Source organism: Streptomyces sp. cmx-18-6, assembly GCF_046548915.1.
Classification (GTDB): Bacteria; Actinomycetota; Actinomycetes; order Streptomycetales; family Streptomycetaceae; genus Streptomyces.
Genome location: NZ_JAEBEP010000010.1, coordinates 1 through 21240, shown reverse-complemented (window position 1 = coordinate 21240; position 21240 = coordinate 1). Strand labels below are relative to the sequence as shown.

Genomic DNA, 21240 nt, shown 5'->3' with positions numbered 1-21240 from the left:
CCAGCGAGTGCGGGACGTGCCCCAGGGCGCACGTGGCGATCAGCCGGTCGACCCGGCCCATGCCGGGGAACGGAGGGTGGCTGCCACGCGCCACCGGGGCAGGGCGCTACGTCCTGCCTCACAGCGCCGGGTCCATCCCGAGCCGGGACGCGAGGCCGCGCAACGTGCTGTTCCGCCGACGTTCGGCCTCAAGCATCTCCCGTACGGCAGCCGCCGCCCCGGGCTGGACACGGATCCACTCCGGCTGATCGGTCTCCACTTCCAGAAGCAGCTCCGGCGCGCCCGCGTCGTCGCCGGTCCGGCAGCGGGCCTGCGCCACGTCCACCCGGTACGACGCCGAGCGCACGGGGCGGCTGATGGCCCCCAGGTCGACCGCGCCCGCCGCGTCCGGCGCGACAGCCACGTCGCCCGATCGATGGCCGTCCAGAAGAAGCTCAATGAGAATCTCGAGCTGCGGCCGGGTGGTGACGGTTCAGTCCGCGGCATCCGCTCCGGCCCAGCCTGATAGCCTGCAATCTTCGCCGGTCACCCGGACGGAGTCCCCCGGCGGGTCGCCATGTCACACCATCAGCAGCTCATGACAGCCCTCGACGCACTGGACCGCGTCTTCGCCTCTGAAGAGCCGTTCCCGATCGGTGGTTGCACGTACTGCTACGGCGAGGAGGAACTCGTCGAGCTCTCCAGGCCGCTGCACCTCATACCCGACGACTTGGTGTCCGCGGTCGCCGGAGAGGTGCCCAGCCACTGGGACGACTTCCCGCGTCTCTATCGCCGTCTCGTCCCGCGCATCATCCGCCCCCTTGTCACCGGCCAGTTCGGCGTCTCCGAGGAGCTGATCGCCACCCGCCTGGTAGAGGCGGGCTGGAGCACCTGGGACGCGCCTCTGGCCGACGCCCTTCGCAACGTCTGGACCGCGTGGTGGCAGGCCACCTTGCACACCCACCCGAGCCCGGTGTCCGTCAGGGACGCTCTCGGCCTCATCACTGTCGCCACCGACAGCCTGCGCCCCTGGCTGGACGTATGGACCGCCACCCGGACCCCGGCTGCCGACGCGCACCTGGAGGACCTGGTGGTCGACGTGCTGTTCGCGTACGAGATCACCGACCTGAGCCTGGGGTTCCACAGCGAGTATCACGCCACCGCGGAGCTGGCGGAATGGCTCCTCACCGATGTGCGCGACCGTGTCACCGACTCCCGTCTCGACGATCCGGACTTCATTCAGGTCCTCCGGCAACTGATTCAGCGCTCCAGCTGACGTCTCACATGCCGGTGTTCATGTGGACCCCCGCCAGGAGGCGCCGGCCCACCGTGCTCCGGAGCGCCCGGAGGCCCCCGCCCCCGACCAGCTCGCTCACCCCGGGAGGGCCGGCATCGTCGCCGCGAACCGGCTCAGGCCGTCGGCCCACGGACGGCGACCCGCCCCGGTCCCCGCCGGACACGCCCTAGGTGCGAGGGCTGAGCCGTCCGTGGGTACTTCGCACGCTCCCTCACGGTGCTCTCATGAAACGCCGCAGCGGGGGTACGCGACCGGTCAGCCAGAAAGCTCAACGCGACGGGGTGACCGCCATGAATGACCGCATGCTGATGACACTTTCGCCGGACGGAGCGACCCGCACGGACTTCGTGTGCCGCCCGGAGAAGGCCGCCGACGCACGGGACGCGGTGAGCACCTTCGTAGCGATGCTCAATCCGAAGCCGACCGCGCACGTGGTGCAGAACCTGCTGCTCCTGGTGTCGGAGCTGGTCACCAACGCCGTCCGGCACGCGGGGGCCGTCACCGCCCTCTGGCTGACCGCCGACCGCACGAGCGTCCAGGTCCGGATCACCGACCCGAGCCCGGCCCGGCCCCAGGACCGGACGCCCGATCTGACGGGCCGCAACGGCGGTTTCGGGTGGCCGATGGTCCAGCGGCTGGCCCAGGAGGTCACGGTCCGCGATGCGGCGGACGGCGGAAAGGTCATCCTCGCCACCGTGCCGCGCTGACGCCCCGGGGCCCGGTCCCCACGCCGTTCCGAGGCCCGCCTCTCGCCGGACGGTCACCCTGCGAACGGCGGCGACACCGGGTCGTCGCACCGGGACGGACCGGCAACGGGCGGCGATCGTGACGTCTCGATAGAATTCAGACATGGGAGAGCGGCCCGCAGCGCCGACTGCGCCCGAGCTCGTCCTGGAGACCGATCTCGGCTCCACGGTGATGAGCCCGAGCCGGGACTACCATGTCGGGCGCGACCCCGAGAGCGACATCGTCATCGACGACGCCCGGGTCTCCTGGCACCACGCGGTGCTCCACCCCGAAGCCGGTCACTGGACGCTCCAGGACGAGGACAGCACCAACGGCACGTACTTCGGCGGCCACCGGATCCATGAGTCGGGCGTCGGCGCGGGCAGCGTCATCCACTTCGGCAACCCGAGCGACGGCCCCCGCGCCGTCCTGCTCGGACGGGAGCCCCCGGCCCGCCCCAGCGCCGCCGACCGCCCATCGGCCGTCTCGATGCCCGCCGCGACCGGCACCTTCCGCCGGCCGACCACCGTACGGCCACTGCCCGCGAAGACCGTGCGCATCGGCCGCGACGGCGACAACGACCTCGTCATCGACGACCTCGTGGTCTCCCGGCACCACGCCGAACTGCGGGCGCTCGCAGACGGCCGGCACGAGATCGTCGACCTCGGCAGTCACAACGGCACCTTCCTCAACGGCCAGCCCGTCACCCGGGCGCTCGTCGGCGCGGGTGACATCGTCGGCATCGGCCACTCGGCGTTCAGCCTGGTCGGGGACGTACTCCAGGAGTTCGTGGACACCGGTGAGGTGTCGCTCGACGTCCAGGATCTGGAGGTCACGGTCGGCAAGGCGGGCAAGGGCGGCAAGACGCTGCTGGACGGGGTCTCCTTCCCCGTGGGCGAAAAGTGCCTCCTCGGCGTCGTCGGGCCCAGCGGCGCCGGAAAGTCGACACTGCTGAACGCGCTCACCGGACTGCGCCCGGCGGACAGCGGCACCGTCCTCTACGACGGCCGTGACCTCTACCGGGACTTCGCCGAGCTGCGCCAGCGCATCGGGCTCGTACCGCAGGACGACATCCTCCACTCCCAGCTGACGGTCCGCAAAGCCCTCGGTTACGCCGCCGAGCTCCGCTTCCCGCAGGACACCGCGAAAGAGGAGCGGCAGGCCCGGGTCTCGGAAGTCATCCACGAACTGGGCCTGGAGCAACGCGTCGACCAGCCGATCCACAGCCTCTCCGGCGGACAGCGCAAGCGGGTGAGCGTGGCCCTGGAGCTGCTGACGAAACCCTCCCTGCTCTTCCTGGACGAACCGACCTCGGGGCTCGACCCCGGGATGGACCGCTCCGTCATGCACATGCTGCGCGGCCTCGCCGACGACGGCCGTACGGTCATCGTCGTCACGCACAGCGTGCTGAGCCTGGAGGTCTGCGACCGGCTGCTCGTCCTCGCGCCCGGCGGGCGCATCGCCTACTACGGCCCGCCGGCGGACGCCCTCGCGTTCTTCGGCTTCGAGGAGTGGCCGGAGGCGTTCGAGGCGTTCGAGAACGACCGGGACCGGGACTGGGCGGCCACCTACGCGGACTCCCCCTTCCACCGGCAGTACGTCGTGAGCGCCTCCGCGCAGCCCCAGCTGCCCCCGGCCGCGCCCGGCGCGTCCGTCGCCCCGCCGCCGAAGACCCGTAACTGGGGGGCGCAACTCCATACCCTGGTGCGCCGGTACGCCTCCGCGCTCGGCGCCGACCGTACGTTCCTGATCATCATGATCGCCCTGCCCTTCGTCATGGGGGCGATGGCCCGCGCCCTGGCCGGCAGCAGGCTCACCCAGGAGACGGCGATGAACGCGCTGCTCATCCTGTGCGTGGGCGGAGTGCTGACCGGAGCGGCCAACGCCGTACGGGAGCTGGTCAAGGAACGGGTGATCTACCAGCGGGAGAGGGCGGTCGGCCTTTCCCGATCCGCGTACCTGATGTCGAAGATCGTGGTCCTCGGGACCATCACGGTCCTCCAGGCCATCGTGCTGACGCTGGTGGGACTCGTCGGCGTCGACCTCAACGCGCCAGGCGGCGAAGGGGTGTTCCTGCCACCACTCGTGGAGATCACCCTGGCCGTGGCGCTGTTGTCGTTCACCGCGATGATGCTCGGCCTGCTGGTCTCCGCCCTGGTGCGCAAGGAGGAGGTGACGATGCCCCTGCTCGTCCTCCTCGCCATCGTCCAAGTGGTGTTCTGCGGCGCGCTGCTCAAGCTGAACGGGGTCCCCGGACTGGAGCAGTTGTCCTGGCTGATCCCGTCGCGGTGGGCGCTGGGCGCGATGGCCGGCACGATCGATCTGGCCCGCATCGTCCCGGGCGACCTGACGTCCGACCCGCTGTTCGGGCACTCCGCCGGGATCTGGCTGCTCAACATGGGCATGCTCGTCGTGCTCTCCGCCCTCTTCGGATTCGTCGTCGCGAAACTGCTGCGGCGGCATGAGCCCGCCGTCATGCGGAAGTGAGGCGGTGCCATGGCGACGCCCGATTTCCTCCCCACCCATGTCGTCCCGCCGGACGGGCTGCCCGCGTGGGAGGCCCCCGAGGTCACCCGGCCCACCGACGCCCTGGACGCCCTGCTCCCGGTGCAGCTGCTGGACCGGCGGGGCGACTGGGCCCATGTCGCCTGCTCCAACGGCTGGGCGGCCTGGGTCGACGGGCGGCTCCTCGTCTCCGTACCGCGGACCCCTCCGGCAGCCGGTCAGCCGCTCGCCCGCACGGCGGACCCGCGGCCCCTGCTGGCGCGGGCGGAGGAGGCCCTCAACCAGTACCGGCGCGCGGCCCAGGACCTGGCGGAGGGGCGCAGCGACGGGGAGAGCTTCCAGCAGCGGACGCGGGGGCTGCGGGTGGGCATGGTCGTGGACGGGGAGTCGGTGTGGCTGTACGACGCCGAGCACGAACGGTGGGTCTTCTGCGACGGGACGCAGCTCAGTACGTACGCGGCGGAGGCGGGGCCGGGAGCGTCGAGGGCGGGGGCTTCGAAGCCGGGGGTGTCGGGGGCGGGAGTTACGGGGGCGGGAGCTATGGGGGTGGGTGCCAGGGGGGCGGGAGTTACGGGGGCGGGATCAACGGGAGCCTCGAGCCCGGGAGCAGCCGGAGCGGAGCCCACGCGCAGGGTCGCCCCGGATGAGCCGGAACCGACCCGGTTGGCCACGTCCGGCGGTCCCGAACCCACGCGCGTCGTACCCGCCGACCAACCCGAGCCCACCCGCGTGGTCACACCCGAAGGACCCGAGCCCACCCGCGTGGTCACACCCGACCAACCCGAACCCACCCGCGTGGTCGCACCCGAAGGACCCGAGCCCACCCGCGTAGTCACACCCGAAGACCCCGAACCCACCCGCGTAGTCACACCCGACGACTCCGCCGGTGGCGGGGCCTCCGGGGACGCGGGGCGGTGACGGGCCATGGCTCCTCCCCCGCCTCCCCCGTCGCACGACGCCGGGTTGCCTGCCGGCCGGGACGACGAGCTCGTCGGGAAGCGGATCGCCGGTTATCTGGTGGAGGCCGAGATCGGCCGGGGCGGCATGGCGGTCGTCTACCGGGCCAGGGATCTGCGGCTGGACCGGACCGTCGCGCTGAAGCTGCTCGCCCCGGAGCTGGCCCGCAACGATACCTTCCGCCAGCGGTTCACCCATGAGTCGCGGGTGGCGGCCGCGATCGACCACCCCCATATCGTGCCGGTGTTCGAGGCCGGTGAGACGGACGGGCTCCTCTACATCGCGATGCGTTACGTCGCGGGCGCCGATCTCCGGGTGCTGATCGACCGGCGCGGTCCGCTCGACCTCACCGCCGCCGTCCGGATCGGCGGGCAGGTGGCGTCGGCGCTGGACGCGGCCCACGACCACGACCTGGTGCACCGCGATGTGAAGCCGGGCAACATCCTGGTGGCGGCGGGGACCGACAGCGACCATCCGGAGCACGTGTATCTGACGGACTTCGGGCTGACGAAGAAGTCGCTGTCGCTGACGGGGTTCACCACGGTCGGCCAGTTCGTCGGGACGCTCGACTATGTGGCGCCCGAGCAGATCTCGGGGAAGCCGGTGGACGGGCGGTGCGATGTGTACAGCCTGGCGTGCGTCGTGCAGGAGACCCTGACCGGCGCTCCGCCCTTCCAGCGGGACGACGACATGGCCCTGTTGTGGGCCCATCAGTACGACCCGCCGCCTCCGCCGAGCGGGCAGCGGCCCGGCCTGCCGGGTGCGGTCGACGGCGTACTGGCGAAGGCGCTGGCCAAGTCGCCGGACGACCGTTATGAGACCTGCCTGCGGTTCGTGGCGGCGCTGCGGGCGGCGGCGTCCGGGATCGCGGCCGGGGACCACGCTCCGACCCGGGTGGACGCGCGGGCCGGTTCCTGGACCGCGACGCCCGAGCCGCCGCCCGGGCCGCCGCGCTGGGCCCGCCCGGTGTTCCCGGGCATCGCCTAGTCCGGCGCCGCCTCACCCCGCCGGCGCACCCGGGAGGCGGCGATCCCGCCGAGGAACCCGGCGACCAGACCCCACAGGAAGGCGATGCCGAGGGCGGTCCACAGCCGGGGGCGCAGCGACACCTCCCCGTCGAGGCCGCCGCCGAGGTCGCCGATGCCCAGCAGGGAGAGGCCGTAGCGGGCGGAGAGCGCGGCGGTCAGGCCGATGAGCAGCACCGTCAGGGTGAGCGCGACCGCCAGATGCAGGGCGTGCTGCCAGGGCCGCGTCCGGGCGGGCGAGCGGACCGCCATGAGGAAGGCCGCGCCGAGCACCAGGAGGGCGGCGACGACGAGCAGCCACCAGACGCGCCCGTCCTGGGCGGCGAGGGTGCGCAGGTTGACGGTGGAGAGGTCGGGCGTACGGAGGACCGAGTCGAGGACCTGGGGCATCGGCAGGCCGAAGGGGCCCTGCACCTTGCCCTCCCAGGAGGCGCCGAGGCCCACGGTGAACGCGAGCCAGACCAGGTTGGGCAGCCCGAGGAGGATCACCGCGAGGGTCTGGGCGGGGTGTCCGCGGACCACCATCACGACGAGTCCGGCGACGACGCCCAGGGCGACGGAGACGAGGAGCAGCGCCACCATGGCGGAGGCGGCCGGGCGTACGGTCTCCTGGAAGCGCACCAACCGGGGCGGGAGCGGCGCGCGGCGCGAGACGAGGAGCGCCAGGAAGAGGACGCCGGCCAGCCAGAGCAGGCCGAGGAGCAGGGTCGACGGGATCTCGGCCCGGAATCCGATCCGCGCCGAGTCGCCCACCACGTCCCCGAGGGCGTCCCCGGAACCGTCACCGGTTCCGTCGCCCGTTCCGTCACCCGTTCCGTCACCCGTGAGGCTTTCGGCCGGGAGGGTGAACGTGTGCCGGGCCAGAAGCGAGAGGACGACCAGGACCACGAGCCAGAGGACGGCGACGCGGCCCGCCCAGCCCGCCAGTTCACGGCCTCCCGCGACGGCCCGGTGGCGCAGCGGGCGGAGGAAGCCGTGGGCGAGGAGGAGCGCGCCCGCCAGGGTCACCGACAGCGGGAGCACCGAGAGCCCCGCCCGCGCGCCCACGAGGGAACCGGCGTCGCCCGACAGCCCCACGGAACCGCCCGCCGCCATCACGACGACCGCGGCGACCACACGGGGGAAGGCCCCGCCGGGCAGCCCGGCCGCTCCGGCGGCCCAGAGGCCAAGGGCGGCCGTCACCAGCATGGCCAGGGCCGCGGCCAGTACCGCCACGAGGGCGTCGCGCCAGCCGTGCGGTGCGCGCGTCGCGCCGGTCTTGTCGTTGCTCGCCCGGACGTTCACGCTGCCACGCTAAGCAGTGGCCCGGCACTCCGCTTCCCGGGGAAACGGCCTCTCCCTCCGCTTGCGGGGAGCCCCCGGGCGGGACACACAATGAGGGCGATAAGGCCCGGATCGCCCTGGATGCCCCCTGTGTGGGAGCGGGAGTCCGGGGCGGGTCCCAACTTCGGGGAGCAGAGCCCGTGAGTGAACAACCGCCGTCCTCCGGCCGCCCCACAGGACCGCCATCCGGTCCGCTCTCGGGCCCCTCCCAGTCCGGCCCGACACCCCCGCCCCCCACCGTGCCCGGCGCACCGCCCGGGCCGCCGAGCGGCGGTGACCACGGCGGCTCGGGCGGTTCCAGCGGCGGCCGGGGCGGACCGGGCGACTCCGGCGGCTCCGGAAGTGGCTCCGGTTCCGGTTCGGGCGGTTCGGAAGGCGGCTCGGGAAGCGGCCCCGGTTCCGGCAGCGGCTCCGGCGCCGCCCCGGATCCCGGTCCCGGGCGGCCGTGGTGGCGTTCCGTCCCCCGGATCGCCGCGATCGTGACGGCCGTGGTCGTGGCCGTGGGGCTGGTGGTGTTCCTGACCCGACCCGACGACGGCGGTTCGAAGGCGGGCGGCGAGGTGTTCCTCCAGCCGGCCGGCGAGTCCGGCCCGGATCCGTTCACCGAGTCCACGGCGCGCGAGAGCGATGCCGATCCGGAATCCGCCTCCCCGTCCGCGGTCCCGAGCGCCTCGGCCACGGGGTCGCAGGTGACGCGCGGGGTGGACGGAGCGGCGCCGGGTCTCTACGGGGGCACCCGCAAGGTCGCCAGCTGCGATGTGGAGAAGCAGATCAAGGTCCTGCGGGCGGCTCCGGACAAGAACCGGGCGTTCGCCTCGGTCCAGGACATCGAGCCGTCCGCCGTCCCCGACTATCTCCGCGCGCTCACCCCCGTACAGCTGCGGATGGACACCCGCGTGACCAACCACGGCTTCCGGGACGGTAAGGCGACGCCCTATCAAGCGGTGCTCCAGGCCGGTACGGCGGTGCTCGTCGACGACCGCGGGGTGCCCCGGGTGCGCTGCGCCTGCGGCAATCCGCTGCTGCCGCCCGTGGCCCAGGAGGGCACCCCGAAACAGACGGGCAAGGCATGGCCGGGCTACCGGGCGTCGGACGTCGTCGTGGTGAAGCCGTCGTCGAAGCCGGTGGACGAGTTCAAGATGGTCGATCCGGACAGCGGTGACTGGTTCACCCGTCCGGCGGGAGACACCGGCGGCAAGGACGAGAAGACCGCTCCGCCCGACTCCTGCCCGGGCTCCGGCGACGACCCGAACCGCTCCTGTCCCCCGACGCCGGGTGAGGTGCCGCCCCCTCGCGACAGCCCGTCCCCGAGGGACGGCACCACGCCTCCGGGCGACCGTGACACGCCTCCTGGGCAGGACACTCCGCCCACGCCCCGGCCCGACAGCGAGCCCGCGCAGCCGGACGACCCGCCCAAGCCCGACCCCGACACCCAGCCGGCGCCGCCGGAGGAACAGCAGCCGGACACCCAGTCGGCGCCTCTGCCCCAGAATCCGGGCGCCTCGGAGCCCGGCACATGAGGAGCCCGGCACGTGAGGAGGCCGGAGCGTGAGGAGCCCGGAACCTGAGCCGCTGACCGGAGCACCGGCGGCGGGGCCGCGGAAGGGCTAGCCCACCACGTCCGGCCGGGGCTTCGCCGCCCTCTCGGGCTTCGGGATCTCCACCGGCGCGGCGGTCCTCTTCGCCTTCCCCAGTCCGGCCGACGCGGCGGCGGTGTGCAGCGAGCGCAGCGCCAGCAGCAGGAATCCGATGTCGTCGAGGTAGACGGGGTCGGGCAACAGGTCCACGGGAGACACGGTGTAGATGACGGCCGCCCAGACGAGCGCCTTGTCGCGCAGCGGGATTCCGGCGTCCACCAGGAGCTTCCTGGCCTTGACCACGCGTACCAGCAGTACGGCGGCCAGGGCGAACATGATCAGCGCGGCGATGGCGGCGACGACGAGCCAAGCGGTGGTGTCCATGGCTCATCGTGTACCCGCTCGGTCGCCGCTGACGACGGCGCGGGGGCGGTGTCACCGATTCACCGTGCGGGGAACGCGCCCCGGGAGCCGGTCCCGGGGGTCAGCCCGCGGTGTTCTTGGCCCGCCTGCGGCTGCGGCGCTTCAGCGCGCGTCGTTCGTCCTCGGCGAGTCCTCCCCAGACTCCGGAGTCCTGGCCGTTCTCCAGGGCCCACTCCAGGCACTCCGCCTGGACCGGGCAGGTCCGGCAGACCGCCTTGGCCTGCTCGGCCTGGACGATCGCGGGGCCCGAGCTTCCGATGGGGAAGAACAGGTCCGGGTCCTCCTCGCGGCAGGCCGCGTGCGTGCGCCAGTTCTCCATGCTGCTCACTCCCGGTGTCGATGCGTGCCGTAGGCGCGTGCCGTACGGGTGTACTCGTCCGGGTGACCGACGATCGACGCCTCAAACACGTGGGCGGCCGGGAAACGGGCTCCGTCCCGGATCGGGGCGGTGCAGGGCCAGGAGGGCCTGGTCGTCCTGGATGCGGCCGCCGGTGTGGCGTCCGACGTCCTCGATGAGCAGGTGGAGGATCTGCGCGGGGGTGGGCGGGTCGCCCACGGCCGTGCGGTGGCGCAGGAGGCGGGGCAGCCGGACGGCCGCGTCGTAGAAGAGGCCGGCTTCATCGCGGGCCTCGGTGACGCCGTCCGTGTAGCACAGCAGCGTGGAGCCGGGCGGGAAGGGGAACGCGTCGACCGGGAACGGCCAGGCCCCCAGGGCGGCCATGCCGAGCGGGGGCGACTCCTGCGACGGTTCGAGGACGGTGGCCGCGCCCCGGGCGTCCAGGAGCACCGGCGGCGGATGGCCCCGGTTGACGATCCGTACGGTGTCGAGGCCCGCGGCGAACTCCACGATCAGCGCCGTGGTGAACCCCTCGTCCTGCTCCTGGCCACCGCGCCGGCCGCCCTCGCGCAGCAGGGCCCGTTCCAGCGAGGTCACCAGGCCGGTCAGGTCCTCCGCCTCGTCGGCGGCGTACCGGAAGGCCCCGATGTCCGCGCAGACCGCGCTGACCGCGCCCAGCCCCTTGCCCCGGACGTCCCCGACCATCACCCGCACGCCGTGCGGGGTCTCCTGCACGACGTAGAGGTCGCCGCCGATCATCGCCTCGTCCTCGGCGGGGACGTATCGGGCGGCGATCCGCAGCTCCCCCAGCCGGGACGGCGGTCTGGGCAGGACGGCGGTCTGGGCCACGGCGGCGACCTGGCGGGCGCGCCGGGTCCGGGCGTTCTGGCCCTCCAGGGCGCGGTTGATGAGGACGGCGAGCACGGTTACGGCCAGAAGGGTGAGCTGGTTGGCCACGCCCCGCTGCCAGCCGAAGGTGCCGTCGACCCAGGCGAGGACCGCGTGGACGGCCATCGCGAGGGCGCCGATCGCGATGATCCCGGGCAGGGGCAGCAGCGGTGCGGCGGCGACGGGCGCGGCCATCAGCAGGGGCGCGGAGGTGACGTCCGTCGGGGTGGCCAGGTCGATGACGACGGCCAGCACGATGACCCCGGCCGGGATCCACTGAGCCCTGCGCTGTAGCACCACTCCCCCACGCTGTACGGCGGGGACACGCGCCGCATCCCGGCGGCGCGCCCCAGGGCCCCGGTCGTACGGCCCCGGCCCCGGGCGGTCAGAGCGGCAGCGGGGTGCCGGGGGGCGGTGCGGCGGCGCACGCGGCGTCCAGCCGGATGCGGTGGGCCATCACGGCCTCCGGGTCGTCGACGAGATCGACGCGTACGCCGGGGGTCTCCAGGACCGCCTGGTCGCCGATCTCCGGGGCGGGCACGCGCAGCAGGTGCAGGGGCGGCACGGCGGTGAGGGCGTGCGGCGGGTGGTCCAGCGGCACCACCTGGACGGTGACGTGCTGCTGCTCCATCACCTCCGCGAGGGCCTCGCGCTGCCCGGCCATGGTCTCCGGGTCCCCGACCCGGGTATGCAGCGCGGCGGCCGGGAGCAGGGCCCACAGGGCCGTGCCGCGCTCGCCCAGCCGACGCCGCCGCTCCCCCAGCAGCTCGACGCGGCGCTCCAGCCTGGCGGGGCTGTCCTCGGGGTACCGCATCCGATACAGGCCGGCGGCGTAGGCGGGGGTGCGCAGCAGCTCGGGTACGAGGGCGGGGTGCCAGGTGCGCACGAGGCTGGCCGACGACTCCACCCCGATGACGTCCTGCTGCCAGCTCTCCATCGCGTCCCGCCAGCCGTGCCACCAGCCGGGCAGGTTCGCGGCGCCGAGTCCGGCCAGGATCGACTCCGCCACGGTCGGCGGAGCCTCGTAACAGCGCAGCAGCCCGGCGACCTGGAGGGCGTCGAGCCCGGTCTCGGCCCGCTCGATCCGCCGTACGGTGGCGGGGTGCGCGTCCAGCGCGTCGGCGGCGGTCCTGAGGCTGACTCCGGCGCGTTCCCGCAGCAGCCGCAGGCGGGCCGCCAGGACGCGGTGCTCCACGGTGGGACCGGAGCGGGGTCGCATGCGCGTACCTCATTCGTCGAGCCCCGGGGCGGAGCCTTGGACATTCTGTCGCTTGCAAAGTATGCACTTTGCGCCGAGAGTACATACATGTCGGAAATAGTCAGTTGCGCAGAACGCGCTCCCGCCGGTGGGGGCGTCAGAGGTGCACACAGCTGGTGGGTCCCCCGGTTGCCCGGGGGCGTCCCGGAAGCCCGTCATCGCGTGCAGGAGGCGATGCGGGCGTGGGGAGAACCGGCGGAACGCATCGAGGCGGCGGCACTGATAGTGACGGAACTGGTCACCAACGCCGTACAGCACACCAGTACCCGCCGGATCCGCTGTCGGCTCCTCCGTTCGGCTGACGGGGTGCGGATCTGCGTCTGGAACCGCGGCCGGGCGCGCATCCCGGCCCCGGCGACCCCACGCGACTGGGCCGGCCCGACCGTCGCCGCCGCTCCGGCGGCGGACGGCCCGGACGGCGACGACTCGCTCGACTGTCTGGCGGAGGACGGCCGGGGCCTTCTCCTCGTGGAAGCGCTCGCCGAGCGCTGGGGAGCGCGCGCCGCGCTGGCGGGCATGCTCGTCTGGGCCGACGTCTGAGGCTCCGCCGCGCGATCGGGGTGCGGGACTTCCTCGGCGAGCGGGGCAAAAGACTCCCCCGCGTGATCAGAGGCTTCCCGTGTGATCAGGCCGGGACCGTACGGCACTCCGGGTGACCCCAGCCGTTCGGGTTCTTCGCGATCGGCTCCTTGGCCGCGTACGGCTTTCCGCAGTGGCACCGCCCCGCGAACCGCGCCTTGATGGTGCCGCCGGACCGCCCGGTCCGGGACGCGCCCGAAGCGCTCTTGCCCTGCGCGCCTCCCGCGCCGCCGCCCGCGTCCGTACGGCCCTTCGTCGACCGGGCCGGGGCGGGCACGGGCAGGACCGTCGCGCCGTGCGCCGTACCGGCGGGGCGCTGGGCCACCGCCGCCTCGCTCGCCGCCTGGTCGGCGAGCGCGTTCAGCGGGTCGCCGTCGACCTGGTGGGCGGGCACATAGCGGAAGGTCACCGAGCGGGCCGTGAGCAGGGCGTCGATGCGGGTGACCAGCTCGCGGTTGGCGACCGGCTTGCCCGCCGAGGTCTTCCAGCCGTTGCGCTTCCAGCCGGGCAGCCACTTGGTCACGGCGTTCATGGCGTACTGCGAGTCCATCCGCACCTCGACGGGCACCGCCGGGTCGGTGGACTCCAGCAGCTGTGCCAGGGCGGTCAGCTCGGCGATGTTGTTCGTCGCGGCGCCGAGCGGGCCCGCCTCCCAGCGCACGGGGTTGCCCTGCGCGTCGGCCACGACCCAGGCCCAGGCCGCCGGTCCCGGATTTCCCTTGGACGCCCCGTCACACGCGGCGATGATGCTCTCGTTCATTCCCCGATCATGCCAGCCCCGCATGACCGCCCCGACCGGCCCGGGCTCCCCTCCGGCCGCTCCGTCCGCCCCGCGCGCACCCCTCAGGGCACGGTCACCCCTCAGGACACGATCGCCTCTCAGTCGCCCCTCAGGGCACGATCGAGTCGATGTACCCGCCGTCGACCCGGACCGCCGCCCCGGTCGTCGCCGAAGCCTGCGCGGAGCTGAGGTAGACCACCAGGTCGGCGATCTCCTCGGGCTCGATGAGCCGCTGGAGCAGGGACTGCGGGCGGTGCAGCCGCATGAACTCGCGCTGCGCCTCCTCCCAGGGCAGGTCCTTGTCGACCAGTTCGTAGACGAAGTCCTCCACCCCGCCGGTGTGCGTGGGTCCGGCGATCACGGAGTTCACCGTCACGCCCGTTCCGGCCGCCTCCTTCGCGAAGCCGCGCGAGACGGCGAGCAGCGCGGTCTTGGACATGCCGTAGTGGATCATCTCGGCGGGGATCACGATCGCGGAGTCGCTGGCGATGTTCAGCACCCGGCCCCAGCCCTGCCCGGTCATCCCCGGCAGGTAGTGGCGGATCAGCCGCACGGCGCTGAGGACGTTCGTGTCGAAGTACGTCCGCCACTCCTCGTCGGTGATCTCCAGCGGCGGGCGGGACCCGAAGACGCCGAGGTTGTTGATCAGGACGTCGGCCTCGGGGACGGCCGCGTACAGCCGTTGCGCCCCCTCCTCCGTAGCCAGGTCGCAGGCCACCGTCGTGACGGCCGCCCGGTCCACCTCCGCGCGCAGCGACCGCGCCGCCGCGTCCAGGCGTTCCTGGCCGCGACCGGTCAGGACGACTTCCGCTCCGGCCGCGGCCAGTCGGGTGGCGATGGCGAGGCCGATGCCCTGCGAGGAGCCGGTCACCACCGCGTTCTTGCCCGTCAGATCGATGCGCACGCCGCTTCTCCCCTTGTCCGTCGTTGCCTCTGCCGATCCCACTGCCCGTCACGGTCACGTCGTTCGGCCCGCTTCGCGGGATCCGTTACGTCGTCGGGCTCGCCCCACGGGCCCGCTCCGGCCCCCAGGCTCGCACCGCCGGGTCCCCGACGCCCGCCGGAGCACGCGATCGGGGTGCGCGGACTGCCGGACACCCCGGCCGGCCCGCCTCACCCGCTCGGGGCGGCCGCGGGAGCGGGGCGGTGGACCCAGCCGAGCAGGACCACCGAGCAGACCGCCGCGAACGCGCACCAGGTGGAGATGAACTCCATCCGCCACAGCGCGACGCAGACCACCGCGCCCACCGTCACCAGGACCCCGAGAAGCCGCAGGACGCGGTCGCCGGAGAGCAGCAGGGCCCCGATCGTGGCCAGAAGATAGCCCCCGACCAGCAGTGGGGCGTGCGGGAGGTCGACCGCGTACCCGAGGGTGCGGCCCCGGACCTCTGCCGTCACGGGCCGGGCGGCCAGGGCGTACGCGAGGAACCCGGCCGTGACCGCTCCGGCTGCGAGCGGACCCGCGAGCCGGGCGCGCGCCCCCTCCGGCGCGGCGCAGAACACGCCCAGCGGCACCCAGAGCGCCAGCAGCGGCAGGGCGATCACCGCCCAGGCGAGCGTGGCGGGTCCGGTGCCGCCGTCCGCGTTCCACACCACCGACTCGACGATCTGGTGCGCGCCGAGCAGGAGCGGCAGCGCGGCCAGCGGGAGGTCGCGGATCCGGCGGGTGCGCGCGAGGGTCACCACGCCGATCGCGGCGATCCCCGAACCGGCCACCAGGTCGGCGGTCGCGCTCCAGCACATGGCGTCACCCCGGGGTCCGGTTCGGGCGGGCGGATCGTCGTCCGGGCCACGCTACGGCTCCGGGGGCCGTGGGGTGCGGCGGCGCAGCGGCGGGGAGCCGTCCCGCGCGCCCTGTTGACCTCAACCAAACTCCAGGTTCTAGCGTTCTCGGTATCCCCGGGGCCGCACCGGCCGCGGGGCCCGTACAGGCCGTCGTCACCGGACGGCCAGAACCCCATCAGCAGGTCAGCAGAGTTCGGAGCACCCCATGGACATGGAAGTCACGGCATGGACGTCGCTGCACAGCGCGATGAACGCCCAGCAGGACCGCCGCCCCTTCTCGAAGGCGACCCTACGCCGGATCATGATCTTCGCTCGGCCCCATCGGCAGCGCATCAACCGGTTTCTCCTGCTGAGCGTCGTGACCGCCCTGCTCGCGGTGGCCACCCCGGTCCTGGCCGGGCGCGTGGTCGACGCCATCGTGCGCGGAGCGGACTCCGGGACGGTCACCCGGCTCGCCGTGCTGATCGCCCTCATCGCGGTCGCCGAGGCCGGGCTCGGCCTCCTCACCCGGTGGCTGTCGGCCAATCTCGGTGAGGGGCTGATCCTCGATCTGCGGACCGCGGTCTTCGACCATGTGCAGCGGATGCCGGTCGCCTTCTTCACCCGCACCCGGACCGGCGCTCTGGTCAGCCGGCTCAACAACGACGTGATCGGCGCGCAGCGGGCGTTCAGCAACACGCTCTCCGGGGTCGTCTCCAACGTGGTCACCCTGCTGCTGACGCTCGCCGTGATGCTCACGATCTCGTGGCAGATCACGCTGCTCTCGCTGGTCCTGCTCCCGGTGTTCGTCGTTCCGGCCCGCCGGATGGGGGCCAGGATGGCGGGGCTCCAGCGGGAGGCGGCCAACCACAACGCCTCGATGGGCACCCAGATGACCGAGCGGTTCTCCGCCCCCGGCGCGACCCTGGTCAAGCTGTTCGGGCGTCCGTCGCGGGAGTCGGCCGAGTTCGCCGAGCGGGCCCGCCGGGTGCGCGACATCGGGGTCCGTTCCGCCATGGCCCAGTCAGCGTTCATCACCGCCCTCACCCTGGTCTCCGCCCTGGCGCTCGCGCTGGTCTACGGGCTCGGCGGCTACTACGCGCTGCGCGGCACGCTGGAGCCGGGAGCGGTGGTGGCGCTGGCCCTGCTGCTGACCCGGCTGTACGCCCCGCTGACCGCGCTGGCCGGGGCCCGGGTCGAGGTGATGAGCGCGCTCGTCAGCTTCGAGCGGGTCTTCGAGATCCTGGACCTGAAGCCGCTGATCGAGCAGAAGCCGGACGCCCGTGAGGTGCCGGAGGGCCAGGTGTCGGTGGAGTTCGACCAGGTCTCCTTCGGCTACCCGTCCGCCGAGAAGGTCTCCCTGGCCTCGCTGGAAGAGGTCGCGACGCTGGACGACCGGGGCGGCTCCCCGGTCCTGCACGAGGTGTCGTTCCGCGCCGAGCCCGGTCAGATGATCGCCCTGGTGGGGTCCTCGGGTGCGGGCAAGTCGACGATCGCGCAGCTCCTGCCCCGGCTGTACGACGCGGACGCCGGTTCCGTACGGCTGAACGGCGTCGACGTACGGGATCTGAGCGCCGACTCGATCCGCGACACGCTGGGGATGGTCACCCAGGACGGGCACCTGTTCCACGAGTCCGTACGCGCCAATCTGCTGCTGGCCCGGCCGGACGCGACCGAGGACGACATCTGGGACGCCCTGCGCCGCTCCCGGCTGGAGGGCCTGGTCGCCTCGCTGCCGGAAGGGCTGGACACGGTGGTCGGCGAGCGCGGCTACCGGCTCTCCGGCGGCGAGCGCCAGCGCCTCACCATCGCCCGGCTGCTGCTGGCCCGTCAGCGCGTCGTCATCCTCGACGAGGCGACCGCGCACCTCGACTCGACCTCCGAGGCCGCGGTGCAGGAGGCCCTGGCCGAAGCGCTGGAGGGGCGGACCGCCGTGGTGATCGCCCACCGGCTCTCCACCGTACGGGCGGCCGATCAGATCCTGGTCGTCGAGGCGGGCCGGATCGTCGAGCGCGGCACGCACACCGAACTGCTCGCGGCGGGCGGGCGGTACGAGGAGCTGTACCGCACCCAGTTCGAGCGGCCGTCCGCGAGCGAGGCCCAGCCGGTCGGCTGACGGGACGCGACATCGGGGGAGGCACTCGGCGGCGGCTCCGCATACTCGGCCGCCCGCCCGGGGACGCTCACAGCGGCCGGGGCGCTTCCCCCCGCCCCGTACGGCCGCCGACCACGGGAGGACCCGCCGATGAGCCACGCCGACTTCGGACAGCCCGCGGGACTCCCCGCCGCAACAGTGTTCGACGCCCTGGGGGCCGATTATGAGCGGGCCTTCGCCGGTTCGGCGGCCCATCGCGCCTCGCTGGACGGGCTGCTGGAGCGCCTGTCGCCGGGCAGCCGGGTGCTGGACGTGGGCAGCGGGACGGGTCGCCCGACCGCGCAGGCGCTGGCCGGGGCGGGGCACCGGGTGGTGGGCGTCGACGTCTCCCCGGTGATGACCGCGCTCGCCGCCCGGCAGGTGCCGGATGCCGAGTTCCTCTGCGCCGACATCCGGGATCTGCCTCTGGCGGACGGGGAGTTCGACGCCGTGTGCGCGTACTTCTCGCTGCTGCAACTCTCCCGTGACGACCAGAAGGAGCTGCTGGGCCGGCTCGTGCGGGCGGTCAGGCCCGGCGGCCGTCTGGTGGTGGCGACCGTGCCGGTGGACGTCGCGGACGTCGACGCCGTGTTCATGGGGCAGCCGGTACGGGTGTCGAGCTTCGGGGCGGCCGAGTTCACCGCGCTGGCGGCCGGGGCGGGGACCGTCGTGGAGGAGCGGCAGAGCACGCTGTTCACCCCGGACCATCCGGCGGGCGAGCCGGAGCCGCATCTGTTCCTGCGCTGCCGCCGCGTCTGACGGCCCTCCCTCTCCGCCCCCCCGGCAGCCTGCCGGCGGGGCACTTCGGCACGTCCTGGCCCTGCTGCCCCGCAGGGCTCGAACACCCCATTGGCAATCACAAAGAACAAGCCGAATGAATGACAAGAATGGCGCATTCGCGTTCCTTCACGAGAAGGTAATGCGACAGCAAAGTTCTGGTCTATATGCTCAGCTGTAGTCGTACTCCCCGGAGCGGCTCCAGCAAGGCCGGACGGGCTCACTATTCGGCAAAGTGCGAGGTGAGACGCAGGATCCCCTTCCGAACATTCATACGGATTTAAACAAAGCATTCGTCAATATGACCCGACCACACCGCTCCCCGGCACCCGCCGGATGCAGGAGGCAGGCCACCATGCAGCCCCTTGTCGAACACGTTCGGACTTTCACCGAACGCGTCGCCGCGAACGCAAAGAAAACCGAACGCATCGCGCGCGGCCGGACCACGAAAACCCCTCCCGTGAGCTGCCACGGGGCGCGCCCCGGCACCATCAACGTTCACCGGCCGGAGAGCGGCCCGTCGTCCGGCCGCCTCTGACGGCTTCCCGCCCCCCACCCTTTCGCACCCGGCCGAGGCCGGGCGCGAACCGTACACACAAGGGAATCGTCACCCGTGATCACCGTGAAGGAACTCAAGAACCCCCACGTCGTACGCCGTGACCTGCTGGCGTCACTCGTCGTCTTCCTGGTCGCCCTCCCCCTCTGCGTCGGCGTCGCCGTCGCCTCCGGTGTACCGGCCGAACTCGGCCTGGTCACCGGCATCGTCGGCGGCATCGTCGTCGGCATGCTGCCGGGCAGCAAACTCCAGGTCAGCGGCCCCGCCGCGGGTCTCACCGTCCTGGTCTACGAGGCGGTCACGGAGTTCGGCCTCGCCACGCTCGGGCCGATCGTCCTGGCCGCCGGTCTGCTCCAGGTGGTGATGGGCCTCGCGCGCTTCGGCCGCTGGTTCCGCGCCATCTCCGTCTCCGTGGTGCAGGGCATGCTCGCCGGCATCGGCCTGGTCATCGTGCTGGGCCAGGTGTACGCGATGGCCGACACCGAACAGCCGGGCACCGCGCTGGCCAAGCTCGCCGGGCTTCCCGGCCTGGCCGTCGAGATCGCCACGAACAACGAGGCCCTGACCGCCTTCGGCCTCGGCGCCGGAACGGTCGCCGTCCTGCTGCTCTGGCCGAAGCTGCCCGCCCGCGTCCGCATCGTCCCCGCGCCCCTCGCCGCGGTCGGCCTGGCCACCGCCGTCGCCGCCCTGACCGGGCTGCGGCCCCTGGTCGCCGACGTGAACGGGCTGCTGCACGCCATCGATCTGCCGGGGGCCGCCGAATTCGGCAACCTGGCGAACGTGGCCGTCATCGGCACCGTCCTCGCCTTCGCCCTGATCGCTTCGGCCGAGAGCCTGTTCAGCGCGGCGGCCATCGACCGGATGCACGACGGGCCCCGTACGGACTACGACAAGGAACTGGTCGCGCAGGGCGTCGGCAACACGATCTGCGGGGCGCTCGGCGCACTGCCGATGACGGCGGTCATCGTCCGCAGCGCGGCCAATGTCCAGGCCGGGGCCACCACCGCGCTCTCCCGGGTCGCCCACGGGGTGTGGCTGCTGCTCTTCGCCGCGCTGCTGCCCTCCGCCATCGGCATCATCCCGCTCGCCTCGCTCGCGGGGATCCTGGTGCACGCCGGCTGCAAGCTGGTGCCCGTCAAGGAGTTCGGCCCGCTGTGGCGCGAACACCGCGGTGAGGCGGTGCTGTTGGCGGTCACCGCGCTGGCCATCGTGGTGACCAACCTCTTCGAGGGCGTGGTGCTGGGGCTGTTGCTGGCCGTCGTCAAGTCGGCCTGGGAGACCTCCCACGTGCAGCTCTCCACCCGCCGGCTCACCGGCGGCCGGGTCGTGGTGACGCTCACCGGGAACGCGACCTTCCTGCGACTGCCGCGCATCCTGGAGCAGTTGGAGAAGCTGCCGCAGGACCAGCCCATGGAGCTGGACCTGACCGGCCTGCGCCACCTCGACCACGCCTGCCGGGTGGCCCTGGAGAACTGGGCGCGCCGGCACAACAACGGCGAGATCGAACCGGTGACGATCCGCCGGTAGGGAGGCTCTCAGGGGCTGGTGCGCCCGACCACGCCTTCTAGGGTGTGTCCGGCCTATCCGGTCAAGATCCGCCGGACACGCCCTAGGCCGCCGTGGTGAGCTGCGCGCGGCCGAAGAGCAGGGCGTAGCCGGTCGGCAGGCCGTCGATGACGCGGGTGACGAGGGCCGGGTCCATCTGGGATCCGGTCGCACCGAGCACCGTGCCCGCGTCCCAGCGCGCGGTGGCCGCGGTGCCGCCGGTGCGGGCGGCCAGGTCGTCGACGAAGGCGGCGGCCGGGGACGGGGCGATGCCGGGGGCCTCGGCGGTGAAGATCAGGGCGGCTTCTTCGGGGAGCGCGGCGGCGAACGCGACCCGCTCCTCGCCGGCGATCTGCCGTCCGAGGCCGCCCAGTACGGCGCGCAGGGCCTCTTCGGCACGTTCCCGGGTGGGGTAGGCGCCCTCGTACCTGATCTTCTCCAGCAGCCGGTCGAACGTCATGGCCTTCGGGACGGCGATGGTCCGAGGCTCAGGAATCATGGCGGCGGCAGCCCTTCTCGTCATCCTGCGGTGTCAGTCGTCTCTGGCTTCTTCTCCGAAACCGCCGCCTTACACCCCCTGGGGGGTATTCGGCCCTGATCCGCCGGACACGCCCTAGGTGTATTGACCCGCAGGGTTGTTGACTCGGCTGATCGGGGGCTGGCCTCCGAGTGCGGTGTGGCTGCGGTGGTGGTTGTAGGTGTGGAGGAAGTCTGCCAGGGCTGCCGTGCGCTCGGTGTTGGAGGTGTAGGGCCGCTGGTAGGCCCATTCGTCGGCGAGGGTGCGGTTGAAGCGTTCGACTTTGCCGTTG

21 protein-coding genes are annotated in these 21240 nt (G+C 72.9%); 10 read left to right on the top strand and 11 right to left on the bottom strand.

All coding sequences use genetic code 11. The features are described 5' to 3' along the window. Positions 1-118 precede the first annotated feature (118 nt). Positions 119-403: a hypothetical protein gene (locus tag ACLJPL_RS22990; RefSeq protein ID WP_411082789.1), complete on the bottom strand. Its 285-nt coding sequence runs from the start codon at positions 401-403 to the stop codon at positions 119-121. A 174-nt stretch (positions 404-577) separates the two neighbouring features. Here ACLJPL_RS22990 and ACLJPL_RS22985 point away from each other — a divergent pair, with 174 nt between their 5' ends. From ACLJPL_RS22985 to ACLJPL_RS22965, 5 genes are all read left to right on the top strand, one after another. Next, entirely contained in the window at positions 578-1255 is a 678-nt protein-coding gene (locus tag ACLJPL_RS22985; protein ID WP_411082788.1) for a hypothetical protein, read from the top strand. Between the two features lie 311 nt (positions 1256-1566). Next, on the top strand, positions 1567-1983 hold the full coding sequence (locus ACLJPL_RS22980; RefSeq protein WP_411082787.1) for an ATP-binding protein: 417 nt from the start codon (positions 1567-1569) through the stop codon (positions 1981-1983). A 142-nt stretch (positions 1984-2125) separates the two neighbouring features. Further along, entirely contained in the window at positions 2126-4489 is a 2364-nt protein-coding gene (locus ACLJPL_RS22975; protein ID WP_411082786.1) for an FHA domain-containing protein, read from the top strand. A gap of 9 nt (positions 4490-4498) precedes the next feature. Further along, entirely contained in the window at positions 4499-5425 is a 927-nt protein-coding gene (locus tag ACLJPL_RS22970) for a hypothetical protein (protein ID WP_411082785.1), read from the top strand. A 6-nt stretch (positions 5426-5431) separates the two neighbouring features. Continuing rightward, positions 5432-6451 carry a serine/threonine-protein kinase gene (locus tag ACLJPL_RS22965; protein ID WP_411082784.1) on the top strand — a complete coding sequence of 340 codons (1020 nt, stop codon included), beginning with the start codon at positions 5432-5434 and terminating at the stop codon, positions 6449-6451. On the opposite strand, the gene ACLJPL_RS22960 is transcribed toward ACLJPL_RS22965, so the two are convergent. Next, positions 6448-7773, bottom strand: a complete 1326-nt coding sequence (locus tag ACLJPL_RS22960) for a streptophobe family protein (protein WP_411082783.1) — start codon at positions 7771-7773, stop codon at positions 6448-6450. The two genes, ACLJPL_RS22965 and ACLJPL_RS22960, sit on opposite strands and share 4 nt — an antisense overlap. A 179-nt stretch (positions 7774-7952) precedes the next feature. On the opposite strand from ACLJPL_RS22960, the gene ACLJPL_RS22955 reads away from it, so the two are divergent. Further along, positions 7953-9332, top strand: coding sequence for a DUF6777 domain-containing protein (locus ACLJPL_RS22955; RefSeq protein WP_411082782.1), 1380 nt, complete (start codon positions 7953-7955; stop codon positions 9330-9332). 87 nt (positions 9333-9419) lie between these two features. Here the strand turns inward: ACLJPL_RS22955 and ACLJPL_RS22950 are convergent, their stop codons facing one another. The 4 genes from ACLJPL_RS22950 to ACLJPL_RS22935 form a co-directional block, all read right to left on the bottom strand. Further along, positions 9420-9773, bottom strand: coding sequence for a YkvA family protein (locus tag ACLJPL_RS22950; RefSeq protein WP_411082781.1), 354 nt, complete (start codon positions 9771-9773; stop codon positions 9420-9422). A 100-nt stretch (positions 9774-9873) separates the two neighbouring features. Next, positions 9874-10131: a WhiB family transcriptional regulator gene (locus ACLJPL_RS22945; protein WP_411082780.1), complete on the bottom strand. Its 258-nt coding sequence runs from the start codon at positions 10129-10131 to the stop codon at positions 9874-9876. Between the two features lie 81 nt (positions 10132-10212). Then, positions 10213-11337 (bottom strand): PP2C family protein-serine/threonine phosphatase, encoded by a 1125-nt coding sequence (locus ACLJPL_RS22940; RefSeq protein ID WP_411082779.1) that lies wholly within the window; start codon positions 11335-11337, stop codon positions 10213-10215. Positions 11338-11422: 85 nt separating this feature from the next. After that, positions 11423-12256 (bottom strand): Scr1 family TA system antitoxin-like transcriptional regulator, encoded by an 834-nt coding sequence (locus tag ACLJPL_RS22935; RefSeq protein ID WP_411082778.1) that lies wholly within the window; start codon positions 12254-12256, stop codon positions 11423-11425. A 168-nt stretch (positions 12257-12424) separates the two neighbouring features. Here ACLJPL_RS22935 and ACLJPL_RS22930 point away from each other — a divergent pair, with 168 nt between their 5' ends. Next, positions 12425-12835 (top strand): ATP-binding protein, encoded by a 411-nt coding sequence (locus ACLJPL_RS22930; protein ID WP_411082777.1) that lies wholly within the window; start codon positions 12425-12427, stop codon positions 12833-12835. An 85-nt stretch (positions 12836-12920) separates the two neighbouring features. On the opposite strand, the gene ACLJPL_RS22925 is transcribed toward ACLJPL_RS22930, so the two are convergent. The 3 genes from ACLJPL_RS22925 to ACLJPL_RS22915 all read right to left on the bottom strand — a co-directional run bounded on the left by ACLJPL_RS22925 (position 12921) and on the right by ACLJPL_RS22915 (position 15398). Beyond that, positions 12921-13634 carry a ribonuclease H gene (locus ACLJPL_RS22925; protein ID WP_411082776.1) on the bottom strand — a complete coding sequence of 238 codons (714 nt, stop codon included), beginning with the start codon at positions 13632-13634 and terminating at the stop codon, positions 12921-12923. 130 nt (positions 13635-13764) lie between these two features. Beyond that, complete coding sequence (locus tag ACLJPL_RS22920) at positions 13765-14559, bottom strand: SDR family NAD(P)-dependent oxidoreductase (RefSeq protein ID WP_411082775.1); 795 nt, start codon at positions 14557-14559, stop codon at positions 13765-13767. A gap of 209 nt (positions 14560-14768) precedes the next feature. After that, positions 14769-15398 carry a DUF6629 family protein gene (locus ACLJPL_RS22915; RefSeq protein ID WP_411082774.1) on the bottom strand — a complete coding sequence of 210 codons (630 nt, stop codon included), beginning with the start codon at positions 15396-15398 and terminating at the stop codon, positions 14769-14771. A gap of 247 nt (positions 15399-15645) precedes the next feature. On the opposite strand from ACLJPL_RS22915, the gene ACLJPL_RS22910 reads away from it, so the two are divergent. From ACLJPL_RS22910 to ACLJPL_RS22900, 3 genes are all read left to right on the top strand, one after another. Continuing rightward, the gene (locus ACLJPL_RS22910; protein ID WP_411082773.1) at positions 15646-17535 is read left to right on the top strand and encodes an ABC transporter ATP-binding protein; all 1890 of its coding nucleotides are present in this window, start codon (positions 15646-15648) and stop codon (positions 17533-17535) included. 129 nt (positions 17536-17664) lie between these two features. Next, positions 17665-18312 carry a class I SAM-dependent methyltransferase gene (locus ACLJPL_RS22905; protein ID WP_411082772.1) on the top strand — a complete coding sequence of 216 codons (648 nt, stop codon included), beginning with the start codon at positions 17665-17667 and terminating at the stop codon, positions 18310-18312. 631 nt (positions 18313-18943) lie between these two features. Beyond that, on the top strand, positions 18944-20413 hold the full coding sequence (locus ACLJPL_RS22900; protein ID WP_411082771.1) for a SulP family inorganic anion transporter: 1470 nt from the start codon (positions 18944-18946) through the stop codon (positions 20411-20413). Positions 20414-20495: 82 nt separating this feature from the next. Here ACLJPL_RS22900 and ACLJPL_RS22895 read toward each other — a convergent pair whose 3' ends face one another. Next, positions 20496-20930, bottom strand: coding sequence for a DUF2267 domain-containing protein (locus ACLJPL_RS22895; protein WP_411082770.1), 435 nt, complete (start codon positions 20928-20930; stop codon positions 20496-20498). Positions 20931-21044: 114 nt separating this feature from the next. Then, positions 21045-21240 (bottom strand): integrase core domain-containing protein (locus tag ACLJPL_RS22890; RefSeq protein ID WP_411082769.1); only part of this gene is annotated, 196 nt, incomplete at its 5' end.